The 16,012-nt window shown below is 73.1% G+C and carries 16 protein-coding genes; 5 read left to right on the top strand and 11 right to left on the bottom strand.

Going from position 1 to position 16,012, the window contains the following annotated elements:
* Position 1 precedes the first annotated feature (1 nt).
* The gene (locus OSR43_RS19940) at positions 2 to 958 is read right to left on the bottom strand and encodes a carbohydrate ABC transporter permease (RefSeq protein WP_302268546.1); all 957 of its coding nucleotides are present in this window, start codon (positions 956 to 958) and stop codon (positions 2 to 4) included.
* Between the two features lie 7 nt (positions 959 to 965).
* Complete coding sequence (locus OSR43_RS19945; RefSeq protein ID WP_302268547.1) at positions 966 to 2,261, bottom strand: ABC transporter substrate-binding protein; 1,296 nt, start codon at positions 2,259 to 2,261, stop codon at positions 966 to 968.
* Positions 2,262 to 2,379: 118 nt separating this feature from the next.
* On the opposite strand from OSR43_RS19945, the gene OSR43_RS19950 reads away from it, so the two are divergent.
* Together OSR43_RS19950 and OSR43_RS19955 are read left to right on the top strand one after the other, a co-directional pair.
* Entirely contained in the window at positions 2,380 to 3,684 is a 1,305-nt protein-coding gene (locus OSR43_RS19950; protein WP_302268548.1) for an endo-1,4-beta-xylanase, read from the top strand.
* Positions 3,685 to 3,707: 23 nt separating this feature from the next.
* Positions 3,708 to 4,457, top strand: coding sequence for a peptidase E (locus OSR43_RS19955; RefSeq protein WP_302268549.1), 750 nt, complete (start codon positions 3,708 to 3,710; stop codon positions 4,455 to 4,457).
* A gap of 60 nt (positions 4,458 to 4,517) precedes the next feature.
* On the opposite strand, the gene OSR43_RS19960 is transcribed toward OSR43_RS19955, so the two are convergent.
* The gene (locus OSR43_RS19960) at positions 4,518 to 5,387 is read right to left on the bottom strand and encodes a helix-turn-helix domain-containing protein (protein ID WP_302268550.1); all 870 of its coding nucleotides are present in this window, start codon (positions 5,385 to 5,387) and stop codon (positions 4,518 to 4,520) included.
* Positions 5,388 to 5,488: 101 nt separating this feature from the next.
* On the opposite strand from OSR43_RS19960, the gene OSR43_RS19965 reads away from it, so the two are divergent.
* Both OSR43_RS19965 and OSR43_RS19970 read left to right on the top strand, forming a co-directional pair.
* Entirely contained in the window at positions 5,489 to 6,385 is an 897-nt protein-coding gene (locus tag OSR43_RS19965) for an aldo/keto reductase family oxidoreductase (protein ID WP_302268551.1), read from the top strand.
* A 123-nt stretch (positions 6,386 to 6,508) separates the two neighbouring features.
* Positions 6,509 to 7,762 (top strand): MFS transporter, encoded by a 1,254-nt coding sequence (locus OSR43_RS19970; protein WP_302268552.1) that lies wholly within the window; start codon positions 6,509 to 6,511, stop codon positions 7,760 to 7,762.
* A 30-nt stretch (positions 7,763 to 7,792) separates the two neighbouring features.
* Here the strand turns inward: OSR43_RS19970 and OSR43_RS19975 are convergent, their stop codons facing one another.
* The 8 genes from OSR43_RS19975 to OSR43_RS20010 all read right to left on the bottom strand — a co-directional run bounded on the left by OSR43_RS19975 (position 7,793) and on the right by OSR43_RS20010 (position 14,971).
* The gene (locus OSR43_RS19975; protein ID WP_302268553.1) at positions 7,793 to 9,187 is read right to left on the bottom strand and encodes an FAD-binding protein; all 1,395 of its coding nucleotides are present in this window, start codon (positions 9,185 to 9,187) and stop codon (positions 7,793 to 7,795) included.
* Positions 9,184 to 9,828: a hypothetical protein gene (locus OSR43_RS19980; protein ID WP_302268555.1), complete on the bottom strand. Its 645-nt coding sequence runs from the start codon at positions 9,826 to 9,828 to the stop codon at positions 9,184 to 9,186. Before OSR43_RS19980 ends, OSR43_RS19975 begins: the two co-directional genes overlap by 4 nt.
* Entirely contained in the window at positions 9,828 to 10,157 is a 330-nt protein-coding gene (locus OSR43_RS19985) for a muconolactone Delta-isomerase (RefSeq protein ID WP_302268556.1), read from the bottom strand. Before OSR43_RS19985 ends, OSR43_RS19980 begins: the two co-directional genes overlap by 1 nt.
* The gene (locus OSR43_RS19990) at positions 10,158 to 10,859 is read right to left on the bottom strand and encodes an ABC transporter ATP-binding protein (RefSeq protein ID WP_364868055.1); all 702 of its coding nucleotides are present in this window, start codon (positions 10,857 to 10,859) and stop codon (positions 10,158 to 10,160) included.
* The gene (locus tag OSR43_RS19995; RefSeq protein WP_300952459.1) at positions 10,859 to 11,578 is read right to left on the bottom strand and encodes an ABC transporter ATP-binding protein; all 720 of its coding nucleotides are present in this window, start codon (positions 11,576 to 11,578) and stop codon (positions 10,859 to 10,861) included. Before OSR43_RS19995 ends, OSR43_RS19990 begins: the two co-directional genes overlap by 1 nt.
* Positions 11,575 to 12,624: a branched-chain amino acid ABC transporter permease gene (locus OSR43_RS20000; RefSeq protein ID WP_300952458.1), complete on the bottom strand. Its 1,050-nt coding sequence runs from the start codon at positions 12,622 to 12,624 to the stop codon at positions 11,575 to 11,577. The genes OSR43_RS19995 and OSR43_RS20000 overlap by 4 nt, the downstream gene beginning before the upstream one ends.
* Positions 12,621 to 13,634 carry a branched-chain amino acid ABC transporter permease gene (locus OSR43_RS20005; protein WP_300952457.1) on the bottom strand — a complete coding sequence of 338 codons (1,014 nt, stop codon included), beginning with the start codon at positions 13,632 to 13,634 and terminating at the stop codon, positions 12,621 to 12,623. The genes OSR43_RS20000 and OSR43_RS20005 overlap by 4 nt, the downstream gene beginning before the upstream one ends.
* 119 nt (positions 13,635 to 13,753) lie before the next feature.
* Positions 13,754 to 14,971 (bottom strand): ABC transporter substrate-binding protein, encoded by a 1,218-nt coding sequence (locus tag OSR43_RS20010; protein ID WP_302268558.1) that lies wholly within the window; start codon positions 14,969 to 14,971, stop codon positions 13,754 to 13,756.
* A 245-nt stretch (positions 14,972 to 15,216) separates the two neighbouring features.
* On the opposite strand from OSR43_RS20010, the gene OSR43_RS20015 reads away from it, so the two are divergent.
* Positions 15,217 to 15,996 carry an IclR family transcriptional regulator gene (locus OSR43_RS20015; protein ID WP_300952455.1) on the top strand — a complete coding sequence of 260 codons (780 nt, stop codon included), beginning with the start codon at positions 15,217 to 15,219 and terminating at the stop codon, positions 15,994 to 15,996.
* Positions 15,997 to 16,012: the final 16 nt, after the last annotated feature.

Below are 16,012 nucleotides of genomic sequence, written 5' to 3' on the forward strand. Positions count from 1 at the left end.
CTCATCGCTGCTCCGCCGTGTCCCGGCGCAGCACCAGCACCTGGTAGAGCAGCGCCATCGCGAACGCCACGACGAACAGCACGACCGAGGCGGCGCCGGCGATGCCGTAGTTGCCGCGCTGGGTGCCCTGGCTGACGAGGTAGGTGGCCATGGTGGTCGTCGCGTTGGCGGGGCCGCCGCCGGTGAGGATCCAGACCATGTCGAAGAGCTGGAGCGAGCCGATCATGGACAGGAACGCCCAGGTGCGGATGGTCGGTCCGAGCAGGGGCAGCGCCACCCGCACCTGCACCTGCCACCAGCCGGCGCCGTCGAGCTGGGCGGCCTCGTAGAGCTCGTCGGGCACGCCCTGGAGGCCGGCGAGGAAGAGCAGCACCGCGAGCCCGAGGTACTTCCAGGTGAGCACGACGAAGACCGTCCACAGCGCGAGGCCGGGCGTCCCGAGGAAGCCCTGGTCGGGCGGGGTGATGCTGACGGTGGTCAGGATCTCCTCGACCAGGCCGCTGCGCGGCTGGAGGAGCTGGAACCACACGACGCCGGCGATCACCTCGGCCAGCACGTAGGGCACGAAGACGATGGTGCGGAGCAGCCCGCGGCCCCGGATCCTGCGGTTGAGCAGGACCGCGAGCAGCAGCCCGAGGGGCAGCTGCACCGCGACCGACAGCCCGACGATGGTCAGGTTGTGCAGGACGGCGTCCTTGAAGACGTCGTCGGTCAGCACGCGCTCGTAGTTGCGCAGCCCGACGAAGTCGTCCATCGGGCCGAAGCCCTTCCAGCGGTAGAACGACATCCGGACGGCCGAGAACACCGGCCACACCACGAACGTCGCCATCAGCGCCAGCGCCGGAGTGACGAACAGCGCGATCTCGAGCCGCTGCCGCCACCGGGAGCTGCCCGGGTCGTCCGGGTCCGCAGGCGCTGCGGCGGGCGTCGCCGCGACTGCGGCACCGGTCGAGGTCACGGACGACTCACTTCTCCTGGTCGGCGGCCTGCTGGGTGGCGTCGACGACGTCCTGGGGGGAGGCGTCGCCGGCGAACTGCAGCGCGATCGCGTCGTTCATCGCCCCGCCGACCGAGGCGCCGAACAGCGTGTCGAAGAACAGCTGGACGTACGCCGCGTCGTCGCGCACCTGGATCAGGTCGGCCAGCGCCGGGTCGGAGAGCGAGTCGATCGCCGCCGGGTTGGTCGGCAGTCCCATGTCGTTCTCGGCGAAGCCCTGCTGGACCTCGTCGGAGAAGAGGTGCTTGACGAAGTCGACGGCCGCGTCCGGGGCGGTCTCCGCGACGGCCCAGGCGTCACCGCCACCGAGCTGGCCCGCGGGGTCGCCCTCGCCGCCCTCGACCTGGGGGAAGGGGAACCAGCCGGTCCGCTCGCCCAGGCCCTTGCCGTCGTCGGTCAGGCCCTGCATGACGCCGGGCTCCCAGTGGCCCTGCAGCTCCATGGCCACCTTGCCGGTCGCGAGCAGGCCGGACGCCGAGGTCGCGCCCTCCTGGCCGGGGGTGGTGAGGAAGCCGGGGTTGAAGGGCTCCGCGGCGATCACCTGGTCGACGACCTCGCCGGCCTCGACGAAGCAGGGGTCGGAGAAGTCCATGCTCTCCATCGCGGAGTTGAGCACGTCCTGCGAGCAGGTGCGGACCGCGCCGAAGTACCAGTAGTGCGCGGCCGGCCACTTGTCGCCGGCGCCCACGGAGATCGGGGTGATGTCGGCGGCCTTGAGCTGGTCGACGACGTCGAGGAGCTCGTCCATCGTCTCCGGCGGCGCGTCGATGCCGGCCTGCTCGAAGAGGTCCTTGTTGTACCAGAACCCGTCGACGCCGACGGAGTACGGGATCGCGTAGGTCTTGCCGTCGACCTGCCAGCCGGCGAGCGTGCCCTCGGCGATCTTGCCGATCTCCTCGCCGGCGGCCTCGGTCAGGTCGCGGGTCAGGCCGGCCTCGACGTGGTCGGCGAGCTCGCCGCCGCCGCGCTCCATGTAGACGTCCGGGACGTCGCCGCTCTGGAAGCCCGCGGCGAGCTTGTCGACCATGTCCTGGTGGGCCATGGCGGTCACCTCGACCTCGACGCCGGGGTTGGCCTCCTCGAAGTCCTTGGCCACCTGCTCGTAGTAGCCCTTGCCGGGCTCGTTGTTCGAGTTGTGCCACCACGTGATCGTGTTGGCGTCACCGCCGGACGACGAGTCGTCGCCGCCTCCGCACGCGCTGGCGGCGGTCAGCACGCCTGCGCAGAGCACGGCCAGCGCCGCGCCTCGAGTCTTCCTCGACATCTGAACCCCTCTTGTCCGCCCCACCTCTTCGGTGATGTGGGTCACAGGACCGTGCCAGGCGGTCTACCGCTTTGTCAATCGATGTCGATAACGTTTTCCACGACTACGGTGCAGCCGCATGGACTCCTCGTTCGAGCACCGTCGCGGCACCGCGACGGTGACGCTCCGGCGCGCCGACGGCTCGCTCCTCGACCTCGCCGACGTGGTCGTCGAGCAGCGGCGGCACGCGGTCGCCCTCGGCGGCATCGGGTTCGACCTCGTCGCGCTGGCAGCGGCCCGGGCCGGGCTCGGGACCAGCGCGCCCGGAGCCGGGGACGGGGAGACCGGGGACGTCTTCGGCGGGTCCGGCCCGGAGGCGGCCGCCGACCTGGTCGACCTCTGGCTGGGCGTCTTCGACACCGCCACGCTGCCGTTCTACTGGGCCGGCTTCGAGCCGGTGCCGGGCCGGCCGGACACCGCCCGGCTGCTGGCCGCGGCCCGCTGGTTCCGCGAGCGCGACGTCGCGGTCAAGGGCCACCCGCTGGTCTGGCACACGCTGGCACCGGGCTGGCTCCGCGAGCTGCCCGACGACCGGCTCGAGGCGACGGTGCGGGCGCGCGTGGGCCGCGAGGCCGCCGACTTCGCGGGGCTGGTGTCGACCTGGGACGCGGTCAACGAGGCGGTGATCATGCCGGTCTTCGCCAACGAGCAGCACGAGAACGGCATCACCCGCCTGTGCCGCCGGCTCGGCCGTGTGGAGACCGTCCGGCTGGCGTTCGAGGAGGCCCGCGCCGCCGACCCCGCGGCCACGCTGGTGCTCAACGACTTCGACATGTCCCCGGCGTACGACCGGCTCGTCGAGGAGGTCCTCGACGCCGGCGTGCAAGTCGACGCCATCGGCCTGCAGAGCCACATGCACCAGGGCTACTGGGGCGAGGAGCGGACCCTCGAGGTGCTCGAGCGGTTCGCGCGCCACGGGCTGCCGCTGCACCTGACCGAGACCACGCTGCTCTCCGGTGCGCTGATGCCGCCCGAGGTCGAGGACCTCAACGACCACCGGGTCGACTCCTGGCCCTCGACGCCGGAAGGGGAGGAGCGGCAGGCCGACGAGGTGGTCCGGCACTACCGGACGCTGATGTCGCACCCCTCCGTCGAGGCGGTGACCTACTGGGGCCTCACCGACCGCGGCGCGTGGCTCGGCGCCCCCGCCGGCCTGGTCCGCGCCGACGGCAGCCCGAAGCCGGCGTACGACGCCCTGCGCTCGCTGGTCCGCGGCGAGTGGTGGCTCCCGCCGACGACGCTGCGCACCGACGAGCGTGGGCGGGTCAGGGTCAGCGGCTGGGCGGGCGGGTACGCCGTGTCCTCCGGCGGCGCGTCGGCGACGTTCGACCTCCCGGCGGGCGCCTCGGAGCTGGAGGTGGCGGTGGAGGTCGGCGGCGGCTGAGGCGCACCTGGCAGGCTCGCCGCATGACCACGATCATGGCCATGGGCGGTGGCGGCTTCGCGATGGAGCCGGACAACCCGCTCCTCGACGACCACCTGCTCTCCCTGGCCACCCGCCGCCGTGGCGCCGGCGGCCTGCCCCGCGTCTGCTTCGTCCCGACCGCGAGCGGCGACTCGGCCTCCTACGCCGAGGAGTTCCGCACGGCGTTCGAGGGGCGCGCGGAGACCAGCGTCCTGCCGCTGTTCCGCTACGACGAGATCCCCGGCGGCGACCTGCGCTCGTTCGTGCTCGGCCAGGACGTCATCCACGTCGGCGGCGGCTCGACCGCGAACCTGCTCGCCCTGTGGCGGCTCCACGGCCTCGACGACGTCCTGCGCGATGCGGGCGAGGACGGGGTCGTGCTGGCCGGGGTCAGCGCCGGCATGAACTGCTGGTTCGAGGGATCGGTGACCGACTCCTACGGGCCGCTGGCCGCGCTGCCCGACGGACTCGGCCTCCTGCCCGGTTCGGCCTGCCCGCACTACGACGGCGAGGCCGACCGCCGCCCGACGTACCTCGACCTCGTCGGCACCCGCCGGCTCCCGAACGGGTACGCCGCCGACGACGGCTGCGCGCTCGTCTTCCGCGACGGCGAGCTGGTCGAGGCGGTCTCCTCGCGCCCCGACGCCCGCGCCTACCGCGTGCACCTCTCCGGCGACGCCCTCGACGTCGAGGACGGCATGGAGGCACCCGACGTCGCCGAGTCGCCGATGGACGTGCGCTACCTGGGGTGAGGTCCGCCATGTGGTGCTCTGCGGGCCACCGGAATCGAGCAATTGAACGGTTGCGACCGGTTACCCGCCGGTAGAAGCGTCAGAACCGCGCAATTGAACGATTGCGGCGGCCCCGGACGGCTCCACGAGCGCGGAGAGCAGCGCCAACCGCTCGGCGCTGGCGGTGCCCGGCTCGGCGTGGTGGACGACGAGCAGCTGGCCGTCGGTGCCCTCGACGGCGAGCTTGGACATCCGCAGGGTCATCTCGCCGACCTGCGGGTGGTCGATCCGGAGCTCCTTGCCGCGGACCTGGCGCACGTCGTGGCGGGCCCACTGCCGGGCGAAGAGCTCGCTGCCGAGCGTCAGCTCGCCGACCAGCTGCACGACCCGCGGGTCGTCCGCGATGTCGGCGACCCGGCCGCGGAAGCCCGCGACGAGCCGCGGCGCGGTCTCCTCCCAGTCCGGGTGCAGCGCGCGCTCGGCGGGGTCGAGGAACAGCGAGCGGATCCGGTTCTCGCCCACCCGCAGGCTCGGGTTGAGCGCGGCGGCCAGCGGGTTCACGGCGAGCACGTCGAGCCACTGGCCCTCGACGAACGCCGGCAGGCCGATCACGTCGAGCAGCTGCACGACGTCCGGCGGTGCCACCTCGGGCCGCAGCCGGCGGGCCCGCGAGCGGGGGCGCGGCGCGGCGATGCGCAGCAGGTGGTCGGTCGCCGCGGCGTCGAGCTGCAGCACCCCGGCCAGGGCCTCCAGCACCTGCACCGACGGGTTGCGGTCCCGGCCCTGCTCGAGCCGGAGGTAGTAGTCGGCGCTGATGCCCGCGAGCATCGCGACCTCCTCGCGGCGCAGGCCGGCCACGCGCCGTACGCCACCGGGCGGGAGCCCCACCGTCTCCGGCGTCACCAGCTCGCGGCGGGCCCGCAGGTAGTCCCCGAGCCGGTTCTCCTCCACGGCGTCCACGGTAGCCGCGGCGGCGCCCCCGTCCCTGGCCCTGCGACCCCCAGGATCGACGGGGCCTTCTCCGCCGACCGGCCGGGGCGCACGGTGGAGGCATGAGCACCGAGCCCACGACCACCGAGCCCACGACCCAGCCCGCCCTCGGCGGCACCTTCACCCTCGCCGAGGGCCTCACCGTCTCCCGGATGGGGTACGGCGCGATGCAGCTCGCCGGACCGGGCGTCCTCGGCCCGCCGGCCGACCCCGACCGGGCGCTGGCCGTGCTCCGCGAGGTGCGCGCCCTGGGGATCGACCACGTCGACACCAGCGACTTCTACGGCCCGCACGTCACCAACCGGCTCATCCGGGAGGCCCTGCACCCCTACGCCGAGGACCTGGTCATCGTCACCAAGGTCGGCGCGCGCCGCGACGACCGGGGCGCCTGGCTCCCGGCCCAGTCGCCGGCCGAGCTGCGCCGGGGCGTGCTGGACAACCTGGAGAACCTCGGGCTCGAGGCCATGGACGTCGTCAACCTGCGGGTCATGGACGACCCGGCCGCCCCGGACGCCTCGATCGCGAGGCGCGTCGAGGCGATGGCCGAGCTCCAGCACGAGGGCCTGGTGCGGCACATCGGCCTGAGCACCGTCTCGGCCGCGCAGGTCGCCGAGGCGCAGCGGATCGCGCCGGTGGTGTGCGTGCAGAACCAGTACAACCTCGCCCACCGCGAGGACGACGCGCTGGTCGACGCCCTCGCCGAGCAGGGCATCGCCTACGTGCCGTACTTCCCCCTCGGCGGCTTCAGCCCGCTGCAGTCCGACGCCCTCTCCGCCGTCGCCGGCCGCCTCGGCACGACGCCGATGGCCGTCGCGCTCGCCTGGCTGCTGCAGCGCTCGCCGAACATCCTGCTGATCCCCGGCACCTCCTCGGTCGAGCACCTGCGGGCGAACGTCGCGGCCGTCGACCTGAGGCTCTCCCCCGACGACCTCGCCGAGCTCGACCGCATCGCCGGCTGACCCCGCGCACGGATTCCGGCCGCGCCGCGGACGAGTCGTAGGATCGGGGGCGCAGAGGGTTCAACGCGTTCTCGGAGGTGGGTACGGCGCGTCGTACAGACGCACCCGAAAGGCCCTCCCAGCGTGACCCCCCTCGCGTCCTACCGACGCCTCTTCGCCCTCGCCGGACCCACGTACGTCGTCGTGGCGTTCCTCGGCCGGCTGCCGCTCGCCATGAGCCAGCTCGGCACGCTCCTGCTCGTCTCGACCGCCACCGACAGCTACGGGCTCGGCGGCCTCAGCGCCGGTGCGCTCGCGGTGGCCAACGCCCTCGGCGCACCGGTCGCCGGGGCGCTGGCCGACCGCACCGGCCAGCGGCCGGTCGTCCTGGTGCAGTCCCTGATCGGCGCGGCCGGCCTGGCCTCGCTCGTGGCCGTCGTCCACGGCGGTGCGGCCGACGCGCTCGTCGTGGCGACCGCGGCGGCGACCGGCCTCGTGCTGCCGCAGGTGGGCCCGCTCGCGCGGGTCCGCTGGCGCCCGCTCACCCGCGGGACCGGGCCGCTCCAGCGGCGCCTGGTCGACGCGGCGTACTCCTACGAGGGCGCGGCCGACGAGGCGTCGTTCGCCATCGGCCCGGCCCTGGTCGGCCTCGCCGTCGCCCTGGTCTCGCCCGGTGGCGCGCTCCTCGTGGCGGCCGCGCTCCTGGCCGTCTTCGGCACCGCCTTCGCCCTGGACCCCTCGGCCCGGCTCACCCGCCGCGGCGGGACCCCGCTCGCGACCGGCCCCCTGGTCACGGCGGTCTTCGTCGTCCTGGCGCTGGCCCAGGTCTCGATCGGCATGCTCTTCGGCGCCACCCAGACCGGCGCCACGGTGCTCGCGAACGACGCCGACCAGCCCGGCCTCGCGGGCCTCATCCACGCCACGCTGGGCGTGGGCAGCGCCGTGGCCGGCATCGCGACGGCCTACGTCCCGGAGCGGATCGGGCACGAGCGCCGCTCGCTCGTCGCCGCCTGCACGCTGCTGGTGCTGTCGCTCCCGCTGCTGCTGGTCGACTCCCTGACCGGCGCCTTCGTCGCGGTGCTGGCGCTCGGCTTCGCGGTCGCGCCGTACATGATCGGGATCTTCTCCCTGGCCGAGCGGGTCGTGCCGCCCGCCCGCGTCGGTGCCGCGATGACGTCGCTGGCCAGCGCGACCGGCCTCGGCTACGCGCTCGGGTCCAGCCTCGCCGGCCGGCTGGCCGACGCCGACGGCGCCACGGCGGCGTTCGCCGTGACCGTCGGCGCGGCCGTGCTCGCGGTGACGCTGATGACCACGCAGCAGCGGCGCCTGCACCGCGCGGTGCAGGCCGCCGCGGCCGCCACCGCCGAGGCGGACGACGAGGCCCGGGTGGCCGTCTAGCCCCCGGGCCGCACGCCGACAGGCCGGCCCTCAGGCGGACGCGGCGACGTCCTCCGCGGCGAGCAGCGAGAGCCCGAGCGCCGGCAGCAGGCCGTTGCCGGCGAGGTAGCCGGCCGCGCCGTGCCCGGAGATGCCCGCGGCGGCGCCCCCGGCGGCGTACAGCCCCGGCACCGGCGTGCCGGCCTCGGTCAGGACCCGGGCGTGCTCGTCGACGACGAGCCCGCCCTGACTGTGGAAGAGCGCCGGCTGCACCGGCACCGCGCGGTACGGCGCCTGCAGCGGCGCCTCCCAGGCGGTGCGGCCGAACGCGTCCTCGGCGCGCCCCTCGGCGCTGGCCCGGGCGGCGTCGAGGGTGCGCGCCAGCTCGCCCGCGTCGCAGCCGACCACGGCGGCCAGCGCCTCGACGTCGGCCGCCTCCCGGACGGCACCGGCGTCGACGGTCGCCCGGTAGTCGTCGAAGACCAGGCAGGCCTCGTGGATCCGCTCGTCGAGCACGATCCAGCCGCGGGCACCGGGCTGCGCGCCCAGCCGCGCGGCGTACTCGGAGTAGCCGGTCGTCTCGTCGCCGAACCGGCGCCCCTCGACGTCGACGACCACGCCGCCGTGCATGACCGTCGCCCAGCCGGCGAGGGTCGCGGCGGGGGTGAGCGCGGCGTGGCCCTGGTAGGCGTCGAGGTACGCCGTGGCCGCGCCGAGGCGCTCGCCGAGGCGGAGCGCGTCGCCGGTCGACCCCTCGCTGCCGTGGTACGTCGCCGTCGCGATCTCCGGGAGGTGCCGCGCGACGAGCTCGCGGTCCGCGGCGTAGCCGTTGGTGGCGAGCAGCACCGCGCGGGTGGGGATCCGCTCCTGGCCGTGGGGGGACTCCACGACGACCTCGCGGACGCCGCCGTCCTCGGGGTCGACGACGACGTCGACGAGCCGGGCGGGGACCAGCAGGTCGATCAGGTCGTGCTCGCGGACCGCGCGCACCAGGCCGCCGAGCATGGCCTCGCCGGAGCGTCCGGGCACCGTGTGGCAACGGAGGCTCGAGTGGCCGGGGTAGGAGAAGTCGGTCACCAGCGAGAGCGGCAGGCCGGCCTCGTCGGCGAGCCACTCGACCAGGCGGCCGCTGACCTCAGCCAGGGCCCGCGCGAGCCGCTCGTCGGCCGTGCCGCCGGTCTTGGCGAGCACGTCCGCGACGAACCGCTCCGGGGAGTCCTCCACCCCGGCCTCGCGCTGCCACCGAGAGCCGGCGCCGGGAACCATCGCCGTCGACATCGCGGTGTTGTTGGCCTTCGCGAAGTGCTCGTTGCGCTCGACGACCAGCACCGACAGCCCGAGCTGGGCGGCGCGGAGCGCGGCCACGAGCCCGCCGCCGGCGCCGGCGACGACGAGGTCCGGGCCCTCGGTCTCGACGTCCTGCGGGGCGCTCGTCGGGGTGCTCACCGGGTCGCTCCCGTCGCCTGGGCGCGGAGCCCGAGCATCGCGAGGGCGGTCCGCGTGGGGTCGAGCAGGTACGGCGCTCGCTCCTGGGGGGCGACGTCGACCGCCGAGCAGGCGTTGAGCACGAAGTCGCAGTCGAGGTCGCCGGCGCGGTCGGTCACCGCAGCCGCCCACGTCGCGTCGTCGGCGATGTCCTCGACCGAGAGGTCCAGGACGGTGGTCGGACCGACCGGCACCACGTCGTACTCCGCGAGCTTGCGGTCCAGCTCGGTGGCGATCGCCTCGTTGCGGGCCACCGCACCGATGCTGGCGCCCTGGCCCGCGACGAACGCCGAGGCGAGGTGACCGATCCCGAAGACCGGCCGCGGGAGGTCGTGGTCCAGCCCGCTGACCGGGTCGAGCACGCAGTCGGGCAGGAAGCCGTCCCAGCCGTCCGGGTCCACGGCGCGGTACCGCTCCAGGAGCGCCAGCTCGCTGGCACGGACGTCGTCGGCGGTCTCGAGGGCGCGCGGCAGGCCGGCCGCGTCGCCGAGGTGCTCGAGCACGACGGTGACGCCCTCGGGGGCGAGCTCGTCGTAGCGCTGCTGGCGACGCGCGAGCTCGGCGTCGTCGATGACGATCGGGGTGATGGCCAGGATCCGCATCAGCGAGCGCCCTCCTCGGGGCGCGGCGCGGCGGGCTCGATGCCCAGCGCGCGGGGGTCGTTGGGGTGCTCGGCGAGCGCGTGCACCTCGATGTCCATCCAGGGGTGGAGGGGCAGCGACGTCAGCGCCGCGTGCAGCTCGGTGGCGTCGGCGACGTCGTACAGGCTCCAGTTCGCCCAGCGGCCCGGCACCCGCCACAGGCGCCGCAGCTGGCCGGCGTGCGCCAGCCGCTGCCCCTGCTCGAGCTCGCGCGCGAAGATCTCCTCGCGCTGCCCGACCGGGGCGTCGGGGGGCCAGACGATCTCGATGTGGACCAGGAACTCGGCCACTCAGACCCCCAGGTAGGCCTCGCGCACGCGAGGGTCGTCGGCCAGCTCCGAGCCGGTCCCCTCGAGCACGATCGACCCGCTCTCGATGACGTACGCGCGGTCGGAGATGGCCAGCGCCTGGGAGGCGTTCTGCTCCACGATCAGCACGGTCACGCCGGTGTCGCGGATCCGCTTGATCGCCTCGAGCACCTGCGCCACGAGGTTGGGCGCGAGCCCGACGGAGGGCTCGTCGAGCGTCAGGCACGTGGGTCGCGCCATCATCGCGCGGCCGATCGCGAGCATCTGCTGCTGGCCGCCGGACATGGTGTCGGCCCGCTGCGTGCGCCGCTCGGCGAGGATCGGGAAGAGCTCGTAGACCTCGTCGAGGGACGAGCGGACCGTGGACCGGGACTGGGTGTAGGCGCCCATCTCGAGGTTCTCGACCACCTGGAGGTCGCCGAAGAGCGCCCGGTCCTGGGAGACGTGGACGAGGCCGGAGCGCACGATCTGGTGCGCCCGCATCTTCTGCACCTCGTGGCCGTCGAAGACGATCCGGCCGCCGGTCGTCGCGACCAGCCCGTGGATCGCCCGCAGGGTGGTGGTCTTGCCGGCGCCGTTCGCGCCGATCAGCGAGACGATCTCGCCCCGGTCGACGTGCATCGACAGGCCGTGGAGGATCTCCAGCCGCCGGTAGCCGGCGTGCAGGTCCTGCAGCTCCAGGATCATGCGTAGTCCTCTCCGAGGTAGGCCTCGATGACGCGGGGGTCGGCGATGACCTGCTGGGGGTCGCCGAGAGCGAGCTCGCGGCCCTCGGCCATGACCAGCAGGCGCTCGGACAGCGCCATGACCGCCGCCATGATGTGCTCGACGAACATGACCGTGACGCCGTCGGCGTGGATCTCGCGCAGCAGCTCGATGATCGGCGCCCGCTCGGCGGGGACCAGCCCGGCCAGCACCTCGTCGAGCAGCAGCAGGCGCGGCTCGAGGGCCAGCGCGCGGGCCAGCTCCAGCCGCTTGAGCCCGGCGGTCGGCAGGCTGCCGGACGGGCTGTGCACGTAGCGGTCGAGCTGGACCCGGTCGATCACCTCGAGCGCGTGCCGTCGGGCGGCCTTGCGCGAGCGGTGCCGGTGGTGGGCGGCGATCGCGACGTTGTCGAGCACGCTCATCGACTCGAAGGGCCGCATCAGCTGGAAGGTGCGGACGAGCCCGGCGTCCGCGACCTTCGCGGGCGACCAGCCGGTGATGTCGCGCCCGTCGAAGACCACCCGGCCGCGGGTCGGCGGGAGCTGCCCGGCGAGCAGGGAGAACAGCGTGGTCTTGCCGGCGCCGTTGGGACCGATGATCCCGAGGAACTCGCGGTCCGCGACGGTGACGTCGACGGAGTCGACGGCGGTCAGGCCGGCGAAGGACTTGGTGAGGTCTTCGACCTGGAGGAGGCTCATGAGCGGAACCGATCACGCAGGGTGCCGTAGATGCCCTTGGGCATGAACAGCACGATCAGGATGAGCAGTGCGGCGTAGACGGCGACGTCGAGGCCCGTGACGCCCTGGAGGAACTCCAGGAACGGCGGGGGCTCGCGCAGCACGGTCGCGATCCACTCCGAGAGCGGGCCGACGACCATCGCGCCGACGACCGGGCCGAAGACCGTGCCGATGCCGCCGATGACCGCGGGCACGATGGCGTTGACCGAGACCGCCGAGCCGAACGCCTGCTCCGGGCCCACGAAGAAGTAGTACTGCGTGTAGAACGCCCCGGCGAGCGAGGTGAACGCGCAGCTGATCGCCACCGCGACGAGCCGCACCCGCATCACGTTGATGCCGAGCGAGGCAGCGGCCACCTCGTCGTCGCGGACCGCCTGGACGTACTGCCCCGAGCGGGAGTTGACGTACGCGACCGTCCCGAGGAGACCGGCGCCGAGGATCGCCAGCGGGATCCAGTAGTAGAAGTGGCTGCCCTGCTCGAACTGCAGCATCCACCAGGAGTTCTCGGTCAGCAGCGGGACGTTGAAGCCCTCGGTGCGGCGCAGGAAGTCGAGGTTCTGCACCACGAGGAGGAATACCTGCGCGAAGGCGAAGGTCGCCAGGGCGAAGTACGCGCCGGCCAGCCGGTAGCGCAGGCAGAGGAAGGCGATCAGCGTGCCGGCCGCGGCGGAGATCGAGGCGCCGACCACCATCGCGATCCACGGCGAGATGCCGTGCTCGACCAGGAGATAGGCGTCGGTGTAGGCGCCGATGCCGAAGAACGCGGCGTGGCCGAAGCTGAACATGCCGCCGTAGCCGCTCATCAGGTTCCAGCCGACGGCCATGATCGCGAAGATCAGCGTGCGCACGGCGACGGTCTCGGTCTGCTCGTCCAGCACGAACGGCAGGACGGCGGCGACGGCGAGGAGCACGACCAGCGCGAGGTAGGTGCGCGCGGTCGACCGGTCCTTCAGCCGCGGGTCGTCCGAGCTCACGCTGGGTGCGCGCTCGGTGGTGAGGGCGGTCATTGCTTCACTCCGAAGATCCCTTGCGGACGGAAGAACAGGACGAGGACGAAGACCGCGAAGACGAGGATCAGCGACCCCGTCCCCGGCAGGTAGAGCGCCCCGACGGTCTGGACGAGCCCGATCACCAGGCCGCCGACCACGGCTCCCTTGACGCTGCCGAGGCCGCCGAGCACGACGATCACGAACGCGAGGATCGTGAACTGCTCGCCCACGGTCGGGGTGAGGCTGAGGAACGGCACCATCAGGCCGCCGGCCACGGCCACGCAGGCCGAGCCGATGCCGAAGGTCATCGCGTAGATGCGGCGCACGTCGATGCCGACCAGCGACGCACCCTGGGTGTTGGCCGAGACCGCGCGGATCGAGAGGCCGAACGACGTGCCGCGCAGGATCAGCGTCAGCGCGCCGGCGACCAGCAGCGCTCCCGCGAAGGCGATGAGCCGCTCCCACGACACGATCGCGTCGAGGACCTCGAAGGAGCCCTCGACCGAGCTCGGCACCCGCTTCGGACGACCGCCGAAGATCATCAGCAGCACGTTGACGATCAGCAGGCTCAGGCCGAGGGTCACCAGCAGCGGGCCCTCCTCGTTGTCGGCCATCGTCAGCTTGTTCAGCAGGGCGGCCTGGACGAGGACGCCGAAGAGGAACATCACCGGGATGGCGAGCAGCGTCGCGACGTACACGGGGATGCCGCCCGCGTCGACCATCTGGTAGACGAGGTACATCGCCAAGGTGAGCATCGCGCCCTGCGCGAAGTTGACGATGCCGAGCACGCCGAAGATCAGGGTGAGGCCCACCGAGACCAGGGCGTAGACGCCGCCGAGCAGCAGCCCGGTGACGATCGACTGGGTGACCAGTCCGGAGTCCTTGCCCCCGACGGTGTAGACGAGGAGCAGCGCGACCACCACCGCGCCGACGATGCCCAGGGGCAGCAGCGGCAGGCTCGGTCGACCGGAGCGGGTCTTCCCGTCGTCCGGTTGGGTCTCCGGTGGGGAGGTGGTGGTGTCGGTCATGGCCGTCCGTTTCGTGGCGGAGTCGTGGCTGGGGTACGTCGCTGCGGCGGTGCGGCGGTGCGGCCGCGGGCCGCGCGCCTGCCGGCCGGTGGCGGGTCACCCCGCCACCGGCCCGGAGGTCACTTGGCCGGGTAGACCGGCTCGGAGGTCGTGAACTCGTCGGGGAAGACCTGCTCGACCTTGCCCTTCTTGGTCTGCATCACGATGACCGTCGCGTTCTCGTTCTGGCCGGTCTCGTCGAAGGTGATCGGGCCGTCGAAGGCGAGCAGCGGGTCCTCGACCTCGATCTCGGCGATCGCGTCGCGGACGTCCTCCGGGTCGTCGGACCCGGCCTCCTCCAGCGCCTGGGCGATGACCATCACGGCCTGGTAGGAGAGCACCGAGGCGGTCTCCATCGGGCGGCCGAACTCGGCCTCGAAGCGCTTGCGGATGTCGGCGACCTCGTCGTTCGTGGCGCCGTAGTGGTAGTTGGCCGAGAGCACGTTCTCGCCCGCGGCACCCGCGTCGTTCGGGAAGGAGCCGTCGTCGAAGGCGCCGTTCGCGACGCCGTACAGCGCGTCGATGTCGGGGTCGAGCGCCTTGACCGCCTGGGCGACCAGGAGCTGGTCGGGGTAGTAGCCGGTCGCGACGATGACGTCGGGGTTGCCGGCGGCGGCCTCGCGGACCTGGGTGGTCGCGTCGGTGAAGTTCGTGCCGGGGTAGGTGACCTCCTTGAGGACCTGCACCCCCTGGCTCTCGGCCTGCTCCTTGAAGGCGTCGAAGACGCTCTGCCCGAAGGCACCCTCGATGTGGATGTAGGAGACGGTCTTGACCGGCTTGCCGTTGGCCTCGGCCAGCGCGATCAGGTCGTCCGCACCGTCGGCGCCCATGCTCGTGGCGTCGGGCTGGATCCGGAAGGTGTTCTTGTAGCCCTGCTCGAGGATCGAGTCGTCGACGGCCACGTCGATCACCAGCGGCACCCGGGAGCGCTCCGCGACGGCGGACACATTCGCGGTGACGTCGCTCTGGTAGGTGCCGACCAGCGCGACCGCGCCGTCGCTGATGAGCCGCTGCGCCTCGCTCTGGCCGGTGTCCGCGGCGCCCTTGCTGTCGCCCTCGCCCAGCGTGAGCTTCCGGCCGTCGAGCGACTCGATGCCGCCGTCGGCGTTCACGTCCTCGACCGCGAGCTTCGCGCCGTCGTTCATCAGCGCGCCGACGCCGGCAAGCGCGCCCGTCAGCGGGTGGACCGAGCCGATCATGATGTCGCCGTCGGAGCCACTGCCGGAGGAGCCGGATCCGCAGGCGGCGAGCGCCACGGTGCCTGCGGCGAGCACCGCCGCGAGTGAGACCTTCTTCATCGTGCTGGACCAACCTTTCGTGCCAAGGCACAGTGGGTGTGTTCCGTCAGAAGGAACGACCGATGCTTTCTGGCCGTTCCGCTGAGCGGTGCGACTCCAGGCGCCCGGGACGCCACGGATGGGGCAAGTTGCGGGATTCGGCGAGTATGGCACGGATCTCATTGTGATTTCTAGGGGCTCGACGGCAAAGCACGCCGACCGATACAGTTCCGCTAGGCGAAACAACCTGGAAACGGAGATGTGGCATGGGCGCAGGGATCAGCGGATCCGTTCCGCGGGAGACACCCGGCGGGACGGAGGCGGCCGACCGGGTCGCGGACGTGCTGCTGCTCTTCGCCCGCTCCGACGACGCCCTGGGCGTCTCCCGCATCGCCCGCTCCCTCGAGCTCAGCAAGGCCGTGGTCCACCGCATCCTGCAGTCGCTCGCGTCGCGCTCCCTGGTGCAGCCCCTCCCCGGCGGCTCGGCGTACGTCCTGGGCCCTGCGGCCGCGGGCCTCGCCGCCCGCGCCTGGAGCCAGCTCGACGTCCGCTCGGTCGCCTCGCCCGTGCTGCGCCGGCTGCGCGACCAGACCCGCGAGACGACCACGCTGTCGGTGCTGGTCGGGAACCAGCGGATCTACCTCGACCAGATCGAGAGCCCGCAGGAGATCAAGATGGTCGTGGAGATCGGCCCGCGGTTCCCGCTGCACTCCGGCGCCTCGAGCCGCGCGATCCTGGCCCACCTGCCGGAGTCGTTCGTCGGGGAGGCCGTCGGCCAGCTGCAGGCGGCACGGCCCGACCTCGACGTCGAGGCCTACCGGGCCGATCTCGCACGGATCCGGGAGCAGGGGTACGCCGTGTCCCTCAACGAGCGCGGGACGGGGGCCGCCTCGATCGCGGCACCCTTCTTCGACTCCGCCGGGAACGTCGCCGGCTCGGTCAGCTCCTCGGGCCCGGTCTTCCGCTACGCCGAGACCGACGAGGAGCACACCCGTCTCGTCGTGCAGGCCGCCCGCGACATCACCGCCCGGCTCTCCCCTAGCTAGCCACCGCGCCGGCCGG

It is taken from the genome of Nocardioides sp. Arc9.136, from assembly GCF_030506255.1.
In the GTDB taxonomy this organism is placed as follows: domain Bacteria; phylum Actinomycetota; class Actinomycetes; order Propionibacteriales; family Nocardioidaceae; genus Nocardioides.

Coding starts and splice junctions, on each gene's coding strand:
- OSR43_RS19945 (WP_302268547.1), bottom strand. CDS start 2,261: ATGTCGAGGAAGACTCGAGGCGCGGCGCTGGCCGTGCTCTGCGCAGGC.
- OSR43_RS19950 (WP_302268548.1), top strand. CDS start 2,380: ATGGACTCCTCGTTCGAGCACCGTCGCGGCACCGCGACGGTGACGCTC.
- OSR43_RS19955 (WP_302268549.1), top strand. CDS start 3,708: ATGACCACGATCATGGCCATGGGCGGTGGCGGCTTCGCGATGGAGCCG.
- OSR43_RS19965 (WP_302268551.1), top strand. CDS start 5,489: ATGAGCACCGAGCCCACGACCACCGAGCCCACGACCCAGCCCGCCCTC.
- OSR43_RS19980 (WP_302268555.1), bottom strand. CDS start 9,828: ATGCGGATCCTGGCCATCACCCCGATCGTCATCGACGACGCCGAGCTC.
- OSR43_RS19995 (WP_300952459.1), bottom strand. CDS start 11,578: ATGAGCCTCCTCCAGGTCGAAGACCTCACCAAGTCCTTCGCCGGCCTG.
- OSR43_RS20000 (WP_300952458.1), bottom strand. CDS start 12,624: ATGACCGCCCTCACCACCGAGCGCGCACCCAGCGTGAGCTCGGACGAC.
- OSR43_RS20005 (WP_300952457.1), bottom strand. CDS start 13,634: ATGACCGACACCACCACCTCCCCACCGGAGACCCAACCGGACGACGGG.
- OSR43_RS20010 (WP_302268558.1), bottom strand. CDS start 14,971: ATGAAGAAGGTCTCACTCGCGGCGGTGCTCGCCGCAGGCACCGTGGCG.
- OSR43_RS20015 (WP_300952455.1), top strand. CDS start 15,217: ATGGGCGCAGGGATCAGCGGATCCGTTCCGCGGGAGACACCCGGCGGG.